The following is an 18,485-nucleotide window of genomic DNA, read 5'->3' on the forward strand; positions in this document are numbered from 1 at the left end:
AAGTTACTTGCCTTTAGTACTCGAATTGTTTTGGATCGGGGGGAATATACTGATTTTATGAATATTTAAAGTAATCCCTTACTAAAGTAAAAAATGATGAGGTTTTTATATCATTGAAGTAAAAGTTCAGTACTTTATATAGATAATTAGTAATGAAGATAAAAATAACTGAATTATAAATTTATACTACTTTTAAAAGTAAAGTAATTGTATTCTTATTCTATTTAAATGAAATGCATAATAATTTAAATAGAACTTGAATTATATCCCCTCGGTATTGCTTTTATTTTATTGAGTTTAGAATTCAGTACCTTATGCTAAAAAAATATGCTTAAGACACTTGGTAATAAGTATTTCATGATGTTATCGTGATAAGGAAAATTGATATGCAAGAAAATTTATTTAAAGAAATTATGAATAAAACCGAAAATATGCGTTATAATAAAAGGGATAAGATAGATTGGTAGAAAAATGATTTCTATGTAATGAAATTATTTTCAGGAATGATGTGAGAAATTTAAAAGCATACGTTATAATTCACCCAGTACAGTTAGTTGAAAATTAATTATTATGTGATGGAATTATTTTAAGAAATAACGCAAAAATTTAAAGTCATGCGTTATAATATACTTAAGATGGTAGATTATTTAGACGCTCATATTAAATAATGTCTATCCATTCTTACAACACCATCTGTATATAAAATCTAATTATAGGCTTACATAGACAATTTAATTGTATCATGTAAATTGGGTTTTCATATCAAAAATATAGGAGATTACTATGGAATATGAACTTTATAATAATCATGAAGTACATGAAAATATATATTTAATAAGCATTAATGAAATTGAAGAAGTTTTAAAAACGTATAATGATAATCGTGAAATTTCTATTATAATGAATAAATGCAAAAATGAGCCAAAAAATACTTGGATAACTAAGGGAGATAACCTTCCTCGGTTTAACGTACCACTCTTACGTGTAGATGATAATAATCAACTTAGAATAACTGATGGTCGACATAGAATTTTTTGGATGAAGAAGCTTCAAATGACGGACATACCTATTGCTATAACTATGGGTGCTAAAAACGTACTAAACAGCAAACATATTAATATAATCCCAATTACAACTATGGATATGCCATGTTCAACACAACCTGAAGCTGACTTAGTGTATAATCCATCAAATACGAGAGATATAATGATGAAATTAGCAAATCTACAAAAGAAAATCTAGTTAAGCCTATTAAGAGTAGGAGGCGTATTTAACGAAAAATGTTCATGCTACCTAGTTATTATTTTTCAACCTAAGCCTTTCACTTTAACATAATAATTTTCATTGCAATTTAGTATATAAAAAAAACTGAAAATTCAATGAAAATTATTATTGCCTTTTAATTAGTTTTATCTTTATTTTATATCATAATTAGAATTATGATATAATTTTAGTAATAAAAGAAGTTATTATATCTTTAAATTGGTACAGTACAAACAATGACCATATGGCAGCACTTGAAAATATCATAAATTCAAGTTTATTTAATGTTTTCTCAGCATCATCTTTTTTGTTTTCTAGTTTAAGGATAGCATCTTTTGTTATTTTTTTTATTTTTGTGGTTAATTTTAAATCATCAATATCATAATTTTCTTTAGAAAAATAAGTCATTGTTTTATTAGATGATTCCATTATATCTAATAGTGATTTTTTTGCATTTGATATACCCATAATAACTACAAAGCAGGTCAGTAACATTGCAATAAAAATAAGCAATAAACCTGATAGTGACCATCCTTTAATGATCGCAGTGCTTACTAAAACAGCAGGAATAGATAATGATTTTGTTTGATGCTCTTGAACTAATGAATTTAACTTTGATAAAAAGTCTAACTTTTGTATTTCAATCTCATGAATAACTTTATTAATTGAGTATTTATTTATATAAACCTCATAATTTATATAGAATAAATCCCAAAGGATATTTGGAGCTTTTAATATGTTAACAAGTAAAGGATATTTATTATCATCCTCGAATTCATTATATAATTCAATTAAAGATGTTCTTAATACTAGTTTACGTTCATAAGAATGTAAATCTACATTTGTCAATGTAGAAATATCACATGGGCTAATTTTTACTGTTTTGAGAAAATCATTTTCTATGCATTTTAAAGGAAGTTTGTATGTGGTTATCTTTTGGGATTTGCCTCCCTCCATAACAAAAATATAGCTAGGCCACATATTTGCATTATCATACTCAACATGATCTGAAATTTTAGAAAAAATATCACACCAGTGTATATAAGCTTTACTTGAACATGCTATTTCTTCAATTTCACTTGGGCTCAACCCTTCAATAAAAAATGAGTAATTTATATTTTTATTATATCTAATATTATCTCTTAATATTTTAAAATACTCATCAATAGATTGATACCATCCTATATCAGGTGTCAATAATATAGATACTTTGATAATATTTTCTAATTTATAATCTACTTCTATACTTAAAGTATTAACACCTTTTAGACACTCGATATCCTTCGTTACAAATTCAAAATCTGAACGTTTAAAACACCATATATGGTAGGTGCCATCATTTTCAAAGTCAGTAGCTTTCTCTTTTATTTTTAATAAAAGAGAAAGGATTTCCTCGTTACTCATTAGTAAGCTCTTTCAATCGTTCTATAACAATTGGATCAGTAATAGTTTGCACCAAGGTTACTTGATTTGTCTCTGAGTCAAAAATAATCTCTCTTTGAGAGCCAGGGAGCCCAACATGATGTTTTTTAATACTTAATTTTGCAATGCTAGTCTCAAAATCAATCCATTCTAATTGTTTTTTATCTGAAGGTAATACTTCAAACTCTTCATTAACTTCAAAACCATTATCATTAACAAAATCAACGAAAGTATTTTTATAATGAGCTAAATTAGCAGGAATTATTGAATCAATTTGTATTTGAATTTTTTCTAATGTAATCGACTCTCCTTTTTTACAGTTATTGAATAATTCTTGAACTTTAGATTCAATTTTTTCTCTTAAAGGTCTACTAAAATCTGCTTGGTGAGTAAATAACTCTAAAGCTTTAATACATTGTTCACTACTTGTTTTATTGGATATTACTTCATCCGCACCGATTGATGAAGTAAAGTATTTACGGACATCTCCTGTCCCCCTGATAAAGCACAAATTATTTTTATCTAATTCATCTTCATCCTCTGACATAAATCGCATTAGATCAACTCTAGCACCTTGCAAAAATTTATCTAAATCAATCACATCTACAGGATTCAGCTGTAAGTTTTCTTTAAATCTTAATGCATCTGTATTTTTTAACATTAAAATTAAAATTCTTTCAAATACTTTAGTATTATCATCTTCTTTTTCATTCAATAGTTGATAGTGAGTGAAGACTAAAATTGCACCATTACTCGCCCTTGACTGTTTTGCAGAAGTGATCAGTTTATTTTGGATAAAATCAGTAACAAAAACTTCAAATGTATAATCTCCATTTAAGTGTCCTTCAAGCTTAAACGGAAATGAATTTACTGGGTATGGTTTTTGAAATTTAGCATGCGATTTACTACTTTTATGGAATTTAGCATCAACTTTAGATGTGAAAGCAATAACTTCTGGTTGTTCACAAGGCCAGAGAGCACCGATATTGTATGACCAGTCATTTTGATTTTCTTCTTCTGGAGGAGAAATTTGGACTGCTATAGCATTTAAAACTTGTATCGAAGACAAAATGAACCCCAATTATCAATATTAGTTAGTCATGCATGACTAAAATCAAAATACATTTCTTATGATAACATGGTCATAATAATAAATGTATGTTGAACCTAAAATCTATAAATTTACTTTATAAATTGGGATATCAATCAAATTTTCATTGATATGGTCTAAAAGGCTATAAAAGCTAATATTTGCGATTCACTAGCGTTAATATGATACTCGTTCCAATCATTAGGCTACTCCCTAATGATACCCGCCTAATTCAACTAAAATAGTATCATTTAGTGCTTGAACCTATCTATATGATTCAGTATCATTTGGATGTTATAAATGATACTAAAGGGCTTATATGATATTCGGCTATGCAAGAGTTTCTTCAAAAGATCAAAATTTAGAAAGACAGCTTTCAGTACTGGAGCCTATTTGCGACAAAGTGATCCAAGAGAAAGTGTCAGGGAAATATATTAACGACAGACCAGAACTACTATTACTATTATCACATTTAAGGGAAGGTGATACTCTCATTACAAAGTCTATTGATAGATTAGCCCGTAATACTAAGGAACTTTTATCGCTAGTGGATGAGTTAGTAGAAAAAGGAATCACTGTTAGGTTCTTAGACAATAACATGAGTTTTGATAATTCTCCCGCTTCAAGGTTAATTTTAACCATGATGGGAGCAGTGGCAGAGTTTGAACGAGGTATTATTGCATCTAGAAGAGACGAAGGTATTGCTATTGCTAAAAAGGCTGGAAAATACAAAGGAAAACAAAAAAATGCAGTACTGCATAGTAAAATAAGTGAAATGCTAGAAACTGGAAAATATACTGCTGATGAAATAGCTAAGCTTTGTGATTGTGGTCGAGCTACAGTTTTTAGAGTGAAAAAAGATTACAAATTATTTGAATCAACATAGTAGAATATTTAATAAATGTTATCTTAGTAAGAGGTAGCCTATCGATATCAAAATTTCAATAGGCCACCTCTAAAATAATAGCTCTGTGATTTAAATTGTAGGAAGTTATATATTAGTTAATTTTTGTACACTCTCTTGTAAGGAATATCTGTACTTGAATTAAACCTAAACCATTATCTACAGCCTGTGTTATCTGTACTTCAGGTTTATTTTTATCTTGATACAATCTAAAATAATTTATACCAGTAACATTATTTTTATTAATTTCTGTAAAGCCAGTTTTGTTTTCTCTTCCGTCAACATCCACTAATTTATCTTTCAATTCAGGTGAATCAAAACTATGATTGATTAAATCTAAATAAAGAGAGAATCTATTGTTTTTTATTTTTAATATTCCAGTTCCTCCGTCTATATATTGTTTTTTATTTGTCTTATTTAAATCGAAATCTTCAAATTTGTTGCTATTTAATTTATATAAACCAAAACTACAATTGTACTTTTCTTCTCCAATATTATTAGATTTTTGAAATAGTAACGCTAATATAAAAATTGAAAGAATAAACACTATAAAACTAGTTCCAATTAAAAAAACATATTTAACAAACCCTTTTATATTATTTTTGATACACCATTTTTTCATTTTTATATAATAAAATATTCCTAATAACATACTAACTAAAAATACTACTAAAGGATTCATGGTAAACTCCACATTAAATTTTTTTCTGTAACGCTCAGGCCAAATGTCAGAAACTTTCAAGCCTAAGAATAAGTATTCTGAAAATTAATATACTATCTCTTCAGCTAATTATAGTACTGTTTTAAAACATATGATGGTGGACTGCTAAAATATAAAAGAATTTATCAATATTATCTCTAATTAATTATTAATTTCTTCTATGGCTTTTCTAATTTCGCTATTATAAAAACCTTTACATTGGTTTTCAAATGATTTATCCCCAAATTGGGCAGCATAGATACCATCTTGCAAACCAATACGTAATTCAGGTTGTCCCCATGGTAGAACTCGTCGTAATGCATCTACTTGAACATTATAGAAATTACTATACCTACCATAAGTATTAAAATCATGTATACGTTTAATATTATAATAACCCTTACAACGTGAAATACTGTACATCATTTTTTGTGATTTCTTCTTATTACGTTTGTACTCGACAACGTAACGGTTAACGTCCAGTACTTTATTTCGAACCAATTCATATTGGTTTGTTTTTGGTAATTCAATCGTTTCAGAAATATGTTCAATAGTCTTTATTGCTGTATTTTTTTTATTTGGCTCTTGTGTTACATTTTGTATACTATCACCCAATACTGTAATACTGGTAGTACCTAATATATGACGTAATGTTTCAGGATTAGCATTAACAGAACATGAAAATAATAATACCGAAGCAATAATAAGATGTTTGAATTCCATTTTAATTTCCTGTTACAGTTTTGAGTTTAAAGCGTTCATATATACCTGTGTGCATTTTGTGTTAAGATCTGTATCACCATCTATTTCTGATATCATACCGTGTTCAATGCCATTATAAACTACTTGTTTGGATGAGAGAGGAAGTACTGCAATCATAGAATTAATTTGAGCATCATAAAATTGCTTAACAAATTTCTTTTGCTCTTTCAGTACTGGGTTAGTGATTGCTTGTTGATTGTAATAACCAACACACATACCGACATCATATGCATAACTTTCGGTTTTCTCTATATCAGAACTGTATATCTTACGTAAACGTTCTTTATTAATTAAAAAATTATGAGCATCTTGAACTTGTTGTTCAATATCGTTTTCTGTTAATGATGGTTGTTTTGGTGTTTGTTTACCTGTGTAAATAGCATACATAAACAAGGCAACTACTGCCAATAATACATATCCTATTTTTTTCATGGTTAATTTCCTAATTCAATTAATGGGATATTTATTTCATTTACACAAATGTTAGGTACTTGGTTTGCTTTTGTCAGGATTAGCTCAATACGTGGAACATCTACTACGTAGTTAAATCCTTTCCTCTTAAAATATCTAGACATTTTTTTATAGACTAATACAGCTAAAAATGTAGTGATAACAATAACAATTAATTGTGACACCTAATTCTCCTTGATTAGATTTTTACATTTTATTGAATCAATGATACCACACCCTGCAAAATTGATCGATAAAAACGATCGATATGGATTTAACGATCGTTAAAATCTATCAAGCCTATTGATAGCTATTCAATCAATAGGAGATAACGATCAATGTATTAGGTCATATAATCTTTGAAATACCATGTACTCACTAATGCTCGTCATAGGCATATTCTAAGATCAATGATAGTTCTCTTCAGTTCAGTACTAACCCAGTACTAAATTAGCTCACTTAGTCATGTACTCGCTAAAGCTCGAGATGGGCATATTCTAAGGTCAGTAATAGTTCTCTTCAGTTCAATTCTGATCCAGTACTGAAATTTTTTCGTTATGAGTTTTTTTCGCCGAAAAAACGAAATAAAAGAAGAAATACCAGTGACTACTCTCGCCAAGAGAGTAATCTTCTGCGAAGAAAAGTTAAATTAACTCACTTAGCCATGTACTCGCTAAAGCTCGACATGGGCATGTTCTAAATGCCAGTAATAGTATTCTTTAGTTCAGTACTGATTTAGTACAGGTATTTTTTCGTTATGAGTTTTTTTCGCCGAAAAAACGAAATAAAAGAAGAAATACCAGTGACTACTCTCGCCAAGAGAGTAATCTTCTGCGAAGAAAAGTTAAATTAACTCACTTAGCCATGTACTCGCTAAAGCTCGACATGGGCATGTTCTAAATGCCAGTAATAGTATTCTTTAGTTCAGTACTGATTTAGTACAGGTATTTTTTCGTTATGAGTTTTTTTCGCCGAAAAAACGAAATAAAAGAAGAAATACCAGTGATTGCTCTCGCCAAGAGAGTAATCTTCCGCGAAGAAAAACAAAATTAATTCACTTAACCATGTACTCGCTAATGCTCGTCATGGGCATATTCTAAAACCAGTAATAGTATTCTTTAGTTCAGTACTGATATAGTGCAGGTATTTTTTCGTTATGAGTTTTTTTCGTGAAAAAAACGAAATAAAAGAAGAAATACCAGCGATTGCTCTCGCCAAGAGAGTAATCTTCTGCGAAGAAAAATAATATACATTCTTATTCGTTTGGTAACTGAGTCTAGTCTCTTGCGAGACCTAGACACGCAATAAATTCCTTTTATTGCTCACATAGCTCACCGCAGCGAGCTTGCGGTTTACTAAATGAGCAATAAAAAGAATTTAAATTGCACTAGCTAATTGATATGTCTGAAATTTATTTCCTTATATAATTATAGATATTATTTTTCTGACAAGTTTGGAATGTCTGATGGTGTTTCTGACAAAGAGCAGGATTCTTTTTTTTTCTTTTGAATTGCTTTCTTGTACTTATTGTACTTATTGTGCATTTCTTCTATTTCCTCAGTGCTGAGATCGTTATTGATTTTTTTTGAAAGGAATTTACAAAATTCCGAATAATTAGGCTCTGGATTATTTGCTTTCCAGCGATTGAAGCGGGTAGCTTTTGTATTACAAAGAGTAAAACGTTTTTCTTTATTTGTAGAGCCCTTTGGTCTTCCTCTCGGTAGGCATTCATCATCATCAAGACCAAGATCTATATACTCAATATTATCAGTGAGATAGTTTGCCTGAAATTTGTCGAAAACATAAACAGTCTGTATCTCAGAACTATTATAATCTCTTGATATCCCTCTAAGTACAAATTGATGCAGACTTTCATATTCTCTAGCATGATGAATTTCTGCCATAGATAGTTTAAAAAATAATTTGCATTGAGCTGCTTCTACATCTGATGGTCTCATGCAAGCAAGCCATACACAGGTTTTAATCTTACTATACTGATTTAAGCCTCTAGGATCAGGACTTATCTTTGTACCGTTAAAAAGTTTTTGATTATCTAACCTGTTTTTTGTCCAATAAAATTCTTCATCTTTAAGCTTATCATTTAAGTAATTATATATTTTTTTAAGCTTTTCAGGATGATTTTGCTTCCAAGTTTTCGAGAGTTGTATCTTTTCGGAAAAATAATAAACCTTAATTCTATCTTTAAGGGGAGTGTTTCTAGCCATTAAATCGTTAATTTTGGTCTCATCAAAATTATCTTTATATGCTTTATATATTAATGTTTTCTCAAAGTTAGCACTAAAGAATGTTATATCTAGTTCAAAATACCTTTTAAGGTCTTTAAGACCCGTTATGCTTAATTGTATTTTCTCAGAGTCTAAGAAATAACTATTATTCATTATAAAAATATGATTATTTTTCATCATTGAAAATTCCTGAGAAATAAGACTAACGATATCTCCTTGCGACTTTAATTTACTATCTGCTGTTATATACTCTCCGTTATCATCGAGCTCTTTGATATTACATATCAATTTATCTTTTATTAATCTCTTTATGCTGTCGTCACCTTCATTTATTAATTTAAATTCATGAAAGTTAGTTACGTCATCTAAATATATGGTCCATCCAGATAAGAGTTCAATAGGTATTTTAAAAAAAGTTTTATCTGTAATGATTAGTGTTCTACTAATTGGATTATTCATGAAATCTATAACATTATCAATGACACTATTACCATTAGATATTGATTCAGTAATGATATATTTACAATCGTTAATCTTTTTGGCTGTATCTCGTATTAGTTCTTGAGTACATTGAACAATTAAAAATTTATCATTACTATTGTTAATTTGATTACATATGTAATGCGTTTTACCTGCTCCACAAGGTGCAGATACGTATTTAAGTTTATTCAACTATTTTATCCTTACTATCGTTAAATAACTTTTACAATCCATTTCTAACAAAAAAGATTGTAAAAGTTATATGTTGAAATTTATTACATCAAAAGTATTATATGTACTTCCTTATATAATACATAGATTTAGCTTTGGCATACCAACCCGAGAATTCGGGGATTTTATTGCTAATCAGATCACGAAAGAAAGCTTTACTTATATTCATCTTAAGAACATTACAGATCCTATAGTAAGATATGTCACTAATTATAATATTCAGGTACTGTTCATATGTAAGAGAAATAGAATCTAATCTTTGCTTCTTTCTTACGCTTTTGTTTAGTGATTTTCTATTTGTAAATATTTTATTCCTTCTTCTATTATAACGATTATGTTTTATCATATTTTCTCCTTAAATAATTTCTCGATTAAAACATTAGTTTCTATGACAATGTATTCCTCCAGTAAAAGCTTTATAAAAATAGTGTTGTTAAAATGTCATCATATTCTTTATGATAAGATCAATTTCACACATATATGTTCCCACATGAAAGATTAATTACACATATCATTTGACAAATTAATTAAAATTTAATTTCTTTGCCTATCATTTGTGTACGTAAACTGTAACACATTTTTTTACTGTTTTTACATCATTCCTGAAAATAATTTCATTACATAGAAATCATTTTTCGACCAATTTATCTCGTCCCCCTTATTATAACGCATAGTTTTCATTTTTCGCATAATTTCTTTAAATAAATTTTCTTGCATATCAATTTTCTTATCACGATAATATCGTGAAATAATTATTAACAAGCATAAGGTACTGAATTCTAAACTCAATAAAATAAAAGCAATACCGAGGGGATATAATTCAAGTTCTATTTAAATTATTATGCATTTCATTTAAATAGAATAAGAATACAATTACTTTACTTTTAAAAGTAGTATAAATTTATAATTCAGTTATTTTTATCTTCATTACTAATTATCTATATAAAGTACTGAACTTTTACTTCAATGATATAAAAACCTCATCATTTTTTACTTTAGTAAGGGATTACTTTAAATATTCATAAAATCAGTATATTCCCCCCGATCCAAAACAATTCGAGTACTAAAGGCAAGTAACTTTGTCGCGAGAACACATTGACCTTCAGTTTTGTACTTATCATAACGCTACCATATCAGTACTGGAGCCTGATATAATCATGTAATATTCATGTAAAACTAAACTCATTAGCATGTGAGTATGAATTATAATTCATTGTAATAACTAATTTTTTTGGATTAGGTTCCAGTACTGATAGTATTAGAAGATGAATAAATGCTCAATGCGCGTTATATTTCGCACCGCCGCGTTGTTGGCTGCATTTGCCAACCCTAGTCACATACTTGTGTATGCTCCTAGGGATTAGCTCATTTTGCCGCCTAGCGACAGCACGAACTATTTAGCGCATTAATATATGAGATTAATATATTCAATGTTCGTTATGCTTCAAGTGGTGGTGGTGTGGCAACGCTCAGTTATTCGGGTCACATACTTGTGTATGCTCCTAGGGATTGGCTCATTTTGCCGCCTAGCCACAACATAAACTATTTAGCGCATTAAATGACTCATAGGGCATTAAGATAGTGAACAGATAATAACTTTGTGCAAATAACATGATTTGTTTATTATTTATACTGTGCGAAGTTAATTAGGTAAAACTATTCGAACCAAATATAAAAAGGGCTTGCTAACGGGCTGGCCTATTTGAGGAAGAAAAATGATTAATAGTACTTTAGGCAATCAAGTTGATAATTCACTGGTTTCTAACGCATTTGGTTTCTTACGTTTTCCGCTGAATTTTCAGCCTTACAGCTCAGACGCTGAGTGGGTGATCACGGGTGTGCCCTTCGATATGGCAACCTCAGGCCGTGCAGGTAGCCGTCATGGGCCAGCCGCTATTCGCCAAGTGTCTACTAACCTTGCATGGGAAAGTCACCGTTGGCCGTGGAACTTTAAACTAACCGAACGTTTAAATGTCGTCGATTGTGGTGATGTGGTGTTTGCTTTCGGTGATGCGCAAGACATGAGTGATAAACTGCAAGCACATACTGAAAAACTACTTGAATCAGGTAAACGCTGCTTGACCTTTGGTGGTGACCATTTCGTTACACTGCCATTGCTGCGCGCTCATGCAAAACACTTCGGTAAAATGGCCTTGGTTCATTTCGATGCGCACACTGACACCTATGGCAATGGCAGCAAATTTGACCACGGAACCATGTTCTATCATGCACCAAAAGAAGGTCTGATCGACCCAAATCATTCAGTACAAATTGGTATTCGTACCGAACATGACAGCGATAATGGCTTTACTGTATTGGATGCAGGTCAGGTGAATGATCGCAGTGTGGATGATATGGTCGCGCAGATCAAAGAGATTGTCGGTGACCTACCTGTTTACCTGACTTTCGATATAGACTGCCTTGACCCTGCATTTGCACCGGGCACAGGAACCCCTGTTATTGGTGGTTTAACGTCAGATCGTGCATTGAAATTATTGCGTGGAATACAGTCATTAAATATCGTGGGTATGGATTTAGTGGAAGTCGCTCCGGCTTATGACCAATCTGAAATCACGGCATTAGCCGCAGCATCTATCGCATTAGAGATGCTGTATATCCAAGCCGCTAAAAAATAAGTCATTTATTTTCAATTGCATCATTAAGCCACCGATTGGTGGCTTTTTTATGTCCATATTTTATATAAGTGGTTATCAATTATACTAAAAATCAATAAATCGCATTTTTTGTTTATTAAATTGAGAATGATTTTTATTAACAATAATCTTATAATTTACGTCTATATGTATTTTTCTACGGTAAAAAAAACATATTAACCTTGTAAATAGTGAAATATTTTTTATAAATAACAAATATTAGGCTAAAATTAATACTTTGTAACTTATTGTTATTGTTGCTAACTTAATATTAAAGGTGAACTAGTCAATTTGGCTATTATTCAGTAGGAGAAAAGTATGGCGTTAAATAATAAAGTTATCTTAGTTACTGGTGCAGCTCAAGGTATTGGTCGTGGTATCGCATTGCGTTTAGCGAAAGAAGGCGCTGATATCGCACTGGTGGATTTGAAAAAAGACAAGCTCCAAGATGTTGCCAAAGAAATTGAAGCGTTAGGCCGTAAAGTAACAACATTTGCCGCAGATATCAGTCAACGTGACCAAGTTTTTGCTGCGGTGGCTCATGCAGAAGCTGAATTGGGTGGTTTTGATGTAATGATTAATAACGCGGGGATTGCACAAGTTAAGCCAATCGCTGATGTTCGCCAAGAAGATATGGATTTAATCTTCAAAATCAACGTAGATGGAACCATGTGGGGCATTCAAGCTGCTAGTGAAAAATTCCAAGAACGTAAACACAAAGGAAAAATCATCAATGCATCCTCTATTGCAGGACATGATGGTTTTGCAATGTTAGGCGTTTACTCTGCCACAAAATTTGCCGTACGCGCATTAACGCAAGCCGCGGCAAAAGAATACGCCAGTTCAGGTATCACTGTGAATGCTTATTGCCCAGGTATTGTTGGGACAGATATGTGGGTAGAGATTGATGAGCGCTTCTCTGAAATCACAGGTACGCCAAAAGGTGAAACCTATAAAAAATATGTCGAAGGCATCGCATTAGGTCGTGCACAAACGCCAGATGATGTGGCAGGTTTGGTTGCATTTTTAGCGAGCGATGACTCTGACTATATTACTGGCCAATCTATTTTGACTGATGGCGGGATTGTGTATCGTTAATTCATTCATATGAATCTAGGATGCAATAATAGCCGCGATGAATAACTCATCGCGGTTTTTGTTTATGCGGCGTATTTCTGAATATCAACTAATATATTGTCTGCTTGAGTCCAAAGCAAAGAGCCGCCTTCTTGCGAATGTAAATGGTGGTTGCAGTTTAGTAAGCGACCGGACAAAATTTTACCAAAATCGGGGGAGTGCACGGTGCTCATATCTAATTCGCCATACCATAAGGATGTCGGGCATTGAATATCTTCAGGGGTGAATCCCCAAGGCTGTAAAGAGAGGATTAAATCCTGTACATAACCTTGATTACCTTGTGCAAAAGCGCGTCGAATACACGCAGTATAGGCATCAAGGAATTGTTCTTCATTATAAAGTTGTTGGTCAATATCTGCGCTGCAATTAAGAATAAATGCCAACAGCCACTCACCAGTGACATTCTTTAATAGCCAATCTGACAGGGCTTCAGGGGTGTTAAGAGCTTGTTCTTGCATGTTCACGACATCCGTGCGGAGTATCGCGCGAGTTGCAGGGTATTCAAATTGGTCTTGCCCAGACACAATAGACAGTGAAATAGGCTGGCAATAGTGGGCGATAGCCATCGCAAAAACAGCACCTTGAGAAAAACCAACGACAGAAAATCGGGTAATGGATTGCTCATTTAGCAGTGCTTGCACATCCATAGCAAAGCTTTTCAATGATTTTTCAGGGTGAAAAGTGGATTCACCAAGGCCCGCACGTTCAGGAACAATCAAACGAATGTTCAGTTGTTCGAGTAAATCCAAACCAAACCCTAATGAACCACTCATCCCTGCTCCTGTACAAAAAATAACAGGAAAACCTGTTTTAGGGCCTGATTCAAACCAGCAAAATTGGCGGTTATCAGGTAATTTCATCGTGTGTTGATGTGTGTTGGTCAGTGGTGCGTTATACATGGTGAATTCCTAACACAGAGCAGGTACAGATTGGGTGATAAGATAGGTCAGCTAATAATTATTAAAACTGGCATTGTTATAGTTGCAATTTTAAAGTATTAAATAGGTAAAATGCAAAATATTAGCTTAATAAATATCAATTCATTAACAATGAGAAGAGTAAAATGGCATTTTCTGAATCAGAAAAACAGATTTTGTTGGCAGTTAAAGGGGTCGGGCCCACAGTGATTAGCCGTTTAGAACAAATGGGGTTTAGTTCACTCGCACAATTAAGTGAAGCTTCCTACGATGAAATTTTAATTTATGGGGCCGCATTAACAGGCTCAAGTTGCTGGAAAAATAGCCCACAAGCGAAAAAAGCGGTAGAAGGGGCTATTTTAGCAGCTAAACAAGCGGTTAGATTGCCATCTTAATCAGTTTGGTTTCTCGTTTTCCATTTCTTACTACGCAAGATATTGAGAACTTGTACTGCCATGGAAAAGAACATCGCAAAGTAGATATAGCCTTTTGATACATGAACTTGAACACTTTCAAGTAGTAAGGTGAAACCAACAAGAATCAAAAATGATAAGGCTAAGATTTTTACAGAAGGGTAGCGCTCAACAAAGTCGCCAATGGGTTTGGCTGCAAGCATCATAATGAGCACAGCGATGACGACCGCAGCCATCATGATAAATAAGTGGTCTGATAGCCCCACAGCCGTGATCACGGAATCTAAACTGAAGATAATGTCTAACAAAGCAATTTGAACGATAGCCCCCCAAAATGAGCTCACTTTTTTATTTGCTAGGCTATTTTCACCTTCTCCTTCAATCGTATCAAAAATTTCTTGGCTTGCTTTCCAAATAAGGAAGATCCCACCTGCACATAATATGAGATCGCGAGCGGATACCACATGGTCAGCGACAGTAAAAAGTGGGGTGGTAAGGCGTGATAACCACGCAATAGAAGCCAATAATGCAAGACGCATCACCATTGCTGCAATAAGCCCAGTCCGTCTGGCACTATTTTGTTGGTGACTAGGAAGTTTGCTCACCACAATACTGAGGAAAATAATATTATCGATGCCTAGGACAATTTCTAATATGGTTAATGTAGCGAGTGCCATCCAGGCATTGGGATCCAGTATCCACTCAAACATCTTGGTACCTTCTAATTAACGAATTAAACAGTGATAATAATTTATCGTCTGCTTTGGTACAGGCGATGGTTAGCGACTAACTTAAACTAAAATGCCGTGCTAGTAAGGGCGCGGTAAAATCTTTTTTAAGATAAAAACCACGTGGTAGCGTCATAATAGGCTGACCAAACTCACCAATAGCTTCCGTTAGTGCTTTATTGTTTGCGGCCTTAGGGCGAATTTGTAATACCTGCCCATGACGTGCAGTAATACTTTCCACTTTGCCTAACACAATGAGGTCCATTAACTCTTCCCAATCTTGCCGTAGCAACTGTTCTTCAAACGGGGACGGGCTCCAAATTAATGGGTTTGCAACTCTACGTTGTGAGAGTGGGATTTGCCTTTCCCCTTCAATAGGAAACCATAAAATACGGGACAGCTTGCGGCGAACATGGCTATTTTCCCATGTTAAACCACTGTTTCCTGTTAACGGTGCAACAGAAACAAAAGTGGTTTCAAGTGGAACACCATACCGGTCAATCGGAATGGTTTTTAATTCAATTCCAATATGGGCGAAATCTTGCTCTGCCTTACTTCCCGCATTCGCGCCTAAATAATATTCCAATAGCATACCAACCCAGCCTTTATCGCGCTTGAGATCCTGAGGAATAGGGATAGCTGCGTGTTGGGCGAGCTCACCAAGCGTGTAGCCAGCAAGAGCTTGCGCTCGGCTCATTAAGGTCGCTTCGTTATCAGGTGGTGGTGGTGCAATAAATGGGGTCATGGTTTGAATAGTAATGTATAAAAAGTAGCCAGTGAAAATACATATAACTCAAGAAGTATAACACTTTTTCTTTGGTATTTTTAACTATCTGATATATAGGGGTATAATATCATTTATTCATCCAAGTTATAAATTATTACAGAGGTTATTCAAGTTCATCCCAAGATAATCACAGGATCATGCACTAGGTTATCCACAGGATTTCTGGATAACTGTGAAAAATAGAGATTACTGTGTGTATTTACAGCCTTGACGAAACGGTTTTTATGACGCAAATCACAAAATATGAGTAAGTTAAGCACATATCTTGTGGATAAATACAACGTTGTTTGATCTTTGCTCAGTTAAAGTCCTAAGCATGTTAGTTAAAAAAGTAGTCAGTGGATGAAAGGCTATTTTGCTATTTATTTGTTTGATTTATCAGTGATTATTCAACTGTGCTTTTTTTTGATAAAAAAGCGACTTGGGGATATACCCTGATTACCATGAGGTTGTTCACATGGATATCCACAGAAAAAGTGAATAACATCCTTATTATTCATTTCATCTGTTTATAACTATCAATATTTTTCTAGGTTATCCTCAGACGGTTTAAACCACGCAGATTTAAAATCAAACCAGCCAAAGGTATTCATTCGTACACCGCGCATGGTTTTTTGGCCTTGCAATTCAAGCCAATGATGAAAAACGGGGTGAAAGATTTGTGAGTCAACTAAGCTTTCACACCAAGCTTCGACATCTAATTGGTTATTACGCCACAGATTAAGTTCATTGCTGAGAGGGTTATTAAGGCATTGTCGTAGCAATGGCATTTCGTACAAGGTTGCAAAGATGGAAAATTCGAGAGGTTTAAAAAAGTTAGCTGTTGCTAACCAAATATCACTTTCTCCATTGCCATTAAACCAATCATCGTAATCAATGATATTGATCTTAAGTTCCACACCTTGCATCTGTAAAACCCGTTTCATAATTTGGCTAATTGCGTAGAACTCATGGTGGTGGCGATAAAAAGTGACAGTAAGCTCAGTTAAATCTTCAGGCTTGGGAAACAAGGTTAGCATTTTACTGTGATGCCAATGGAGTAACAGGCCATAAGCAGGTGCCCAATGGCGCTGATAAAAAGGTTCGCAATGTGCAAGTAGGTTGACAGGGGTTAAAAAGCTACATAACCACTTACGAACATCTTCACGCTGAGCTATCGGTGAACGCTGATCCATTAACAGGAAATAACAGCCTTCTTCCATACGACTTTCGAGCGAGCCATTATGGTGCTTATCACCATCCATTTTTAATGTTGTACAGACCATTTGCTCAGAGAGTTCAGGAACCACCCAAATGGTCACTTCATCGAGTAGCGCACGATAGCCAAAATAGCGGTCGAAAGCCGTAATGGTCAGCTTTTGTGGCAAGTTTTTTTCTACTTGATAAGGGCCAGTGCCGATTGGGCAACGGCTAAAGTTTTCGAGGCTCTCCCACTCTTTCGGTAAAATGGCGGCATGGTGGCTACCTAATAACCAAGGTAGTTGTTTATCAGGCTCACTTAACGTGATATCAATGACATAAGGCTGCGGTGAGCTAACGGATTGAATATGTGAGAATAGCGGCCAACAGGTTTTTAAGCGTAAAAGGGAATAAATAATATCGTCGGTAACCATTTCTCGCCCATGATGGAAATAAATAGCGGGGCGTAAATAAAAACGCCATTGGGTATCGCTGGTGGATTGCCAATGGTGGGCAAGGCCATCTTCTACTTCCCCTTTTTCCTCATTTATATGGGTAAGGCCATTAAATATTTGGCTCATCAAGTGAATTTCTGAGCGGCGCATTGGCGCACCAGGAAGCAATGTCGGGAAATCTCGATAATAAATAATTCGTAATAAATTCTTACCTTGTCGATAACTGCGTTCCAGTTCAGACAATACCATTTGACGAATGGTTTCCTTATCACCCACTAGGGCGACAAGTTTTTCAATACTTTCTTCTTTGAGTAGTTGTTCAGCCTGTGCCTGCTGTAGCTCCAAGCCATTAACATGAAAAATAAGGGTAGAGCGTTTTCCTCGACCAGACTCTGCTTGCCAACTAAGCCAACCTTGTGACTGCATATTATTAAGCAGAGTACGGACATGACGGCGAGAGCAAAACAGCGTATCAGCGATGTCTTGTAGTGTTGTTTCACTGTCTTGACCCTGAAAATGTTGCCAGAGACGAATGAATTGGGTTTGTAATCGCGAATTAGACATAAAAGAGGAACTCCGGCAAAAAATACATCAATTTTAATTTCCTAAATTCTCACGATAATAGAAGGTAGTAAGTAGCTCGTTTGGTCTGCAGTTGCAGGCCGAC

Annotated in this window: 16 protein-coding genes; 5 read left to right on the forward strand and 11 right to left on the reverse strand. The window is 33.7% G+C overall.

Translation table 11 applies throughout. The features are described from left to right. Positions 1-783: 783 nt before the first annotated feature. On the forward strand, positions 784-1,242 hold the full coding sequence (locus FVA69_RS06170) for a hypothetical protein (RefSeq protein ID WP_164528542.1): 459 nt from the start codon (positions 784-786) through the stop codon (positions 1,240-1,242). A gap of 195 nt (positions 1,243-1,437) precedes the next feature. Here the strand turns inward: FVA69_RS06170 and FVA69_RS06175 are convergent, their stop codons facing one another. Beyond that, positions 1,438-2,667: a hypothetical protein gene (locus tag FVA69_RS06175; protein WP_164528543.1), complete on the reverse strand. Its 1,230-nt coding sequence runs from the start codon at positions 2,665-2,667 to the stop codon at positions 1,438-1,440. Continuing rightward, positions 2,660-3,754, reverse strand: a complete 1,095-nt coding sequence (locus FVA69_RS06180) for a nucleoid-associated protein (protein ID WP_164528544.1) — start codon at positions 3,752-3,754, stop codon at positions 2,660-2,662. The genes FVA69_RS06175 and FVA69_RS06180 overlap by 8 nt, the downstream gene beginning before the upstream one ends. A 340-nt stretch (positions 3,755-4,094) precedes the next feature. Here FVA69_RS06180 and FVA69_RS06185 point away from each other — a divergent pair, with 340 nt between their 5' ends. Beyond that, positions 4,095-4,661, forward strand: a complete 567-nt coding sequence (locus FVA69_RS06185; protein WP_164528545.1) for a recombinase family protein — start codon at positions 4,095-4,097, stop codon at positions 4,659-4,661. A gap of 112 nt (positions 4,662-4,773) precedes the next feature. On the opposite strand, the gene FVA69_RS06190 is transcribed toward FVA69_RS06185, so the two are convergent. From FVA69_RS06190 to FVA69_RS06210, 5 genes are all read right to left on the reverse strand, one after another. Continuing rightward, positions 4,774-5,361 carry a hypothetical protein gene (locus FVA69_RS06190; RefSeq protein WP_164528546.1) on the reverse strand — a complete coding sequence of 196 codons (588 nt, stop codon included), beginning with the start codon at positions 5,359-5,361 and terminating at the stop codon, positions 4,774-4,776. 180 nt (positions 5,362-5,541) lie between these two features. Continuing rightward, entirely contained in the window at positions 5,542-6,102 is a 561-nt protein-coding gene (locus FVA69_RS06195; RefSeq protein ID WP_164528547.1) for a hypothetical protein, read from the reverse strand. 12 nt (positions 6,103-6,114) lie between these two features. Next, complete coding sequence (locus tag FVA69_RS06200) at positions 6,115-6,573, reverse strand: hypothetical protein (protein ID WP_164528548.1); 459 nt, start codon at positions 6,571-6,573, stop codon at positions 6,115-6,117. Between the two features lie 2 nt (positions 6,574-6,575). Further along, complete coding sequence (locus FVA69_RS06205) at positions 6,576-6,776, reverse strand: hypothetical protein (RefSeq protein ID WP_164528549.1); 201 nt, start codon at positions 6,774-6,776, stop codon at positions 6,576-6,578. Positions 6,777-8,027: 1,251 nt separating this feature from the next. Next, positions 8,028-9,509: a type III restriction endonuclease subunit R gene (locus FVA69_RS06210; protein ID WP_164528550.1), complete on the reverse strand. Its 1,482-nt coding sequence runs from the start codon at positions 9,507-9,509 to the stop codon at positions 8,028-8,030. Between the two features lie 1,754 nt (positions 9,510-11,263). On the opposite strand from FVA69_RS06210, the gene speB reads away from it, so the two are divergent. Both speB and FVA69_RS06220 read left to right on the forward strand, forming a co-directional pair. After that, positions 11,264-12,184 (forward strand): agmatinase, encoded by a 921-nt coding sequence (gene speB, locus FVA69_RS06215; protein WP_109912701.1) that lies wholly within the window; start codon positions 11,264-11,266, stop codon positions 12,182-12,184. Positions 12,185-12,520: 336 nt separating this feature from the next. Then, complete coding sequence (locus tag FVA69_RS06220; protein ID WP_004913238.1) at positions 12,521-13,300, forward strand: acetoin reductase; 780 nt, start codon at positions 12,521-12,523, stop codon at positions 13,298-13,300. A 62-nt stretch (positions 13,301-13,362) separates the two neighbouring features. On the opposite strand, the gene FVA69_RS06225 is transcribed toward FVA69_RS06220, so the two are convergent. Continuing rightward, the gene (locus FVA69_RS06225) at positions 13,363-14,238 is read right to left on the reverse strand and encodes an alpha/beta fold hydrolase (protein ID WP_109912700.1); all 876 of its coding nucleotides are present in this window, start codon (positions 14,236-14,238) and stop codon (positions 13,363-13,365) included. Between the two features lie 164 nt (positions 14,239-14,402). On the opposite strand from FVA69_RS06225, the gene FVA69_RS06230 reads away from it, so the two are divergent. After that, complete coding sequence (locus tag FVA69_RS06230) at positions 14,403-14,651, forward strand: helix-hairpin-helix domain-containing protein (RefSeq protein ID WP_110732106.1); 249 nt, start codon at positions 14,403-14,405, stop codon at positions 14,649-14,651. Here FVA69_RS06230 and FVA69_RS06235 read toward each other — a convergent pair. From FVA69_RS06235 to sgrR, 3 genes are all read right to left on the reverse strand, one after another. Beyond that, positions 14,648-15,379 carry a TerC family protein gene (locus FVA69_RS06235; protein WP_004913230.1) on the reverse strand — a complete coding sequence of 244 codons (732 nt, stop codon included), beginning with the start codon at positions 15,377-15,379 and terminating at the stop codon, positions 14,648-14,650. The genes FVA69_RS06230 and FVA69_RS06235 overlap by 4 nt on opposite strands. A 76-nt stretch (positions 15,380-15,455) precedes the next feature. Further along, positions 15,456-16,142 carry a DNA mismatch repair endonuclease MutH gene (gene mutH / locus FVA69_RS06240; RefSeq protein ID WP_004913228.1) on the reverse strand — a complete coding sequence of 229 codons (687 nt, stop codon included), beginning with the start codon at positions 16,140-16,142 and terminating at the stop codon, positions 15,456-15,458. Between the two features lie 560 nt (positions 16,143-16,702). Beyond that, complete coding sequence (sgrR, locus tag FVA69_RS06245) at positions 16,703-18,382, reverse strand: HTH-type transcriptional regulator SgrR (protein ID WP_004913225.1); 1,680 nt, start codon at positions 18,380-18,382, stop codon at positions 16,703-16,705. Positions 18,383-18,485 lie beyond the last annotated feature (103 nt).

The organism is Providencia sp. PROV004 (assembly GCF_011045615.1).
GTDB lineage: Bacteria > Pseudomonadota > Gammaproteobacteria > Enterobacterales > Enterobacteriaceae > Providencia > Providencia rettgeri.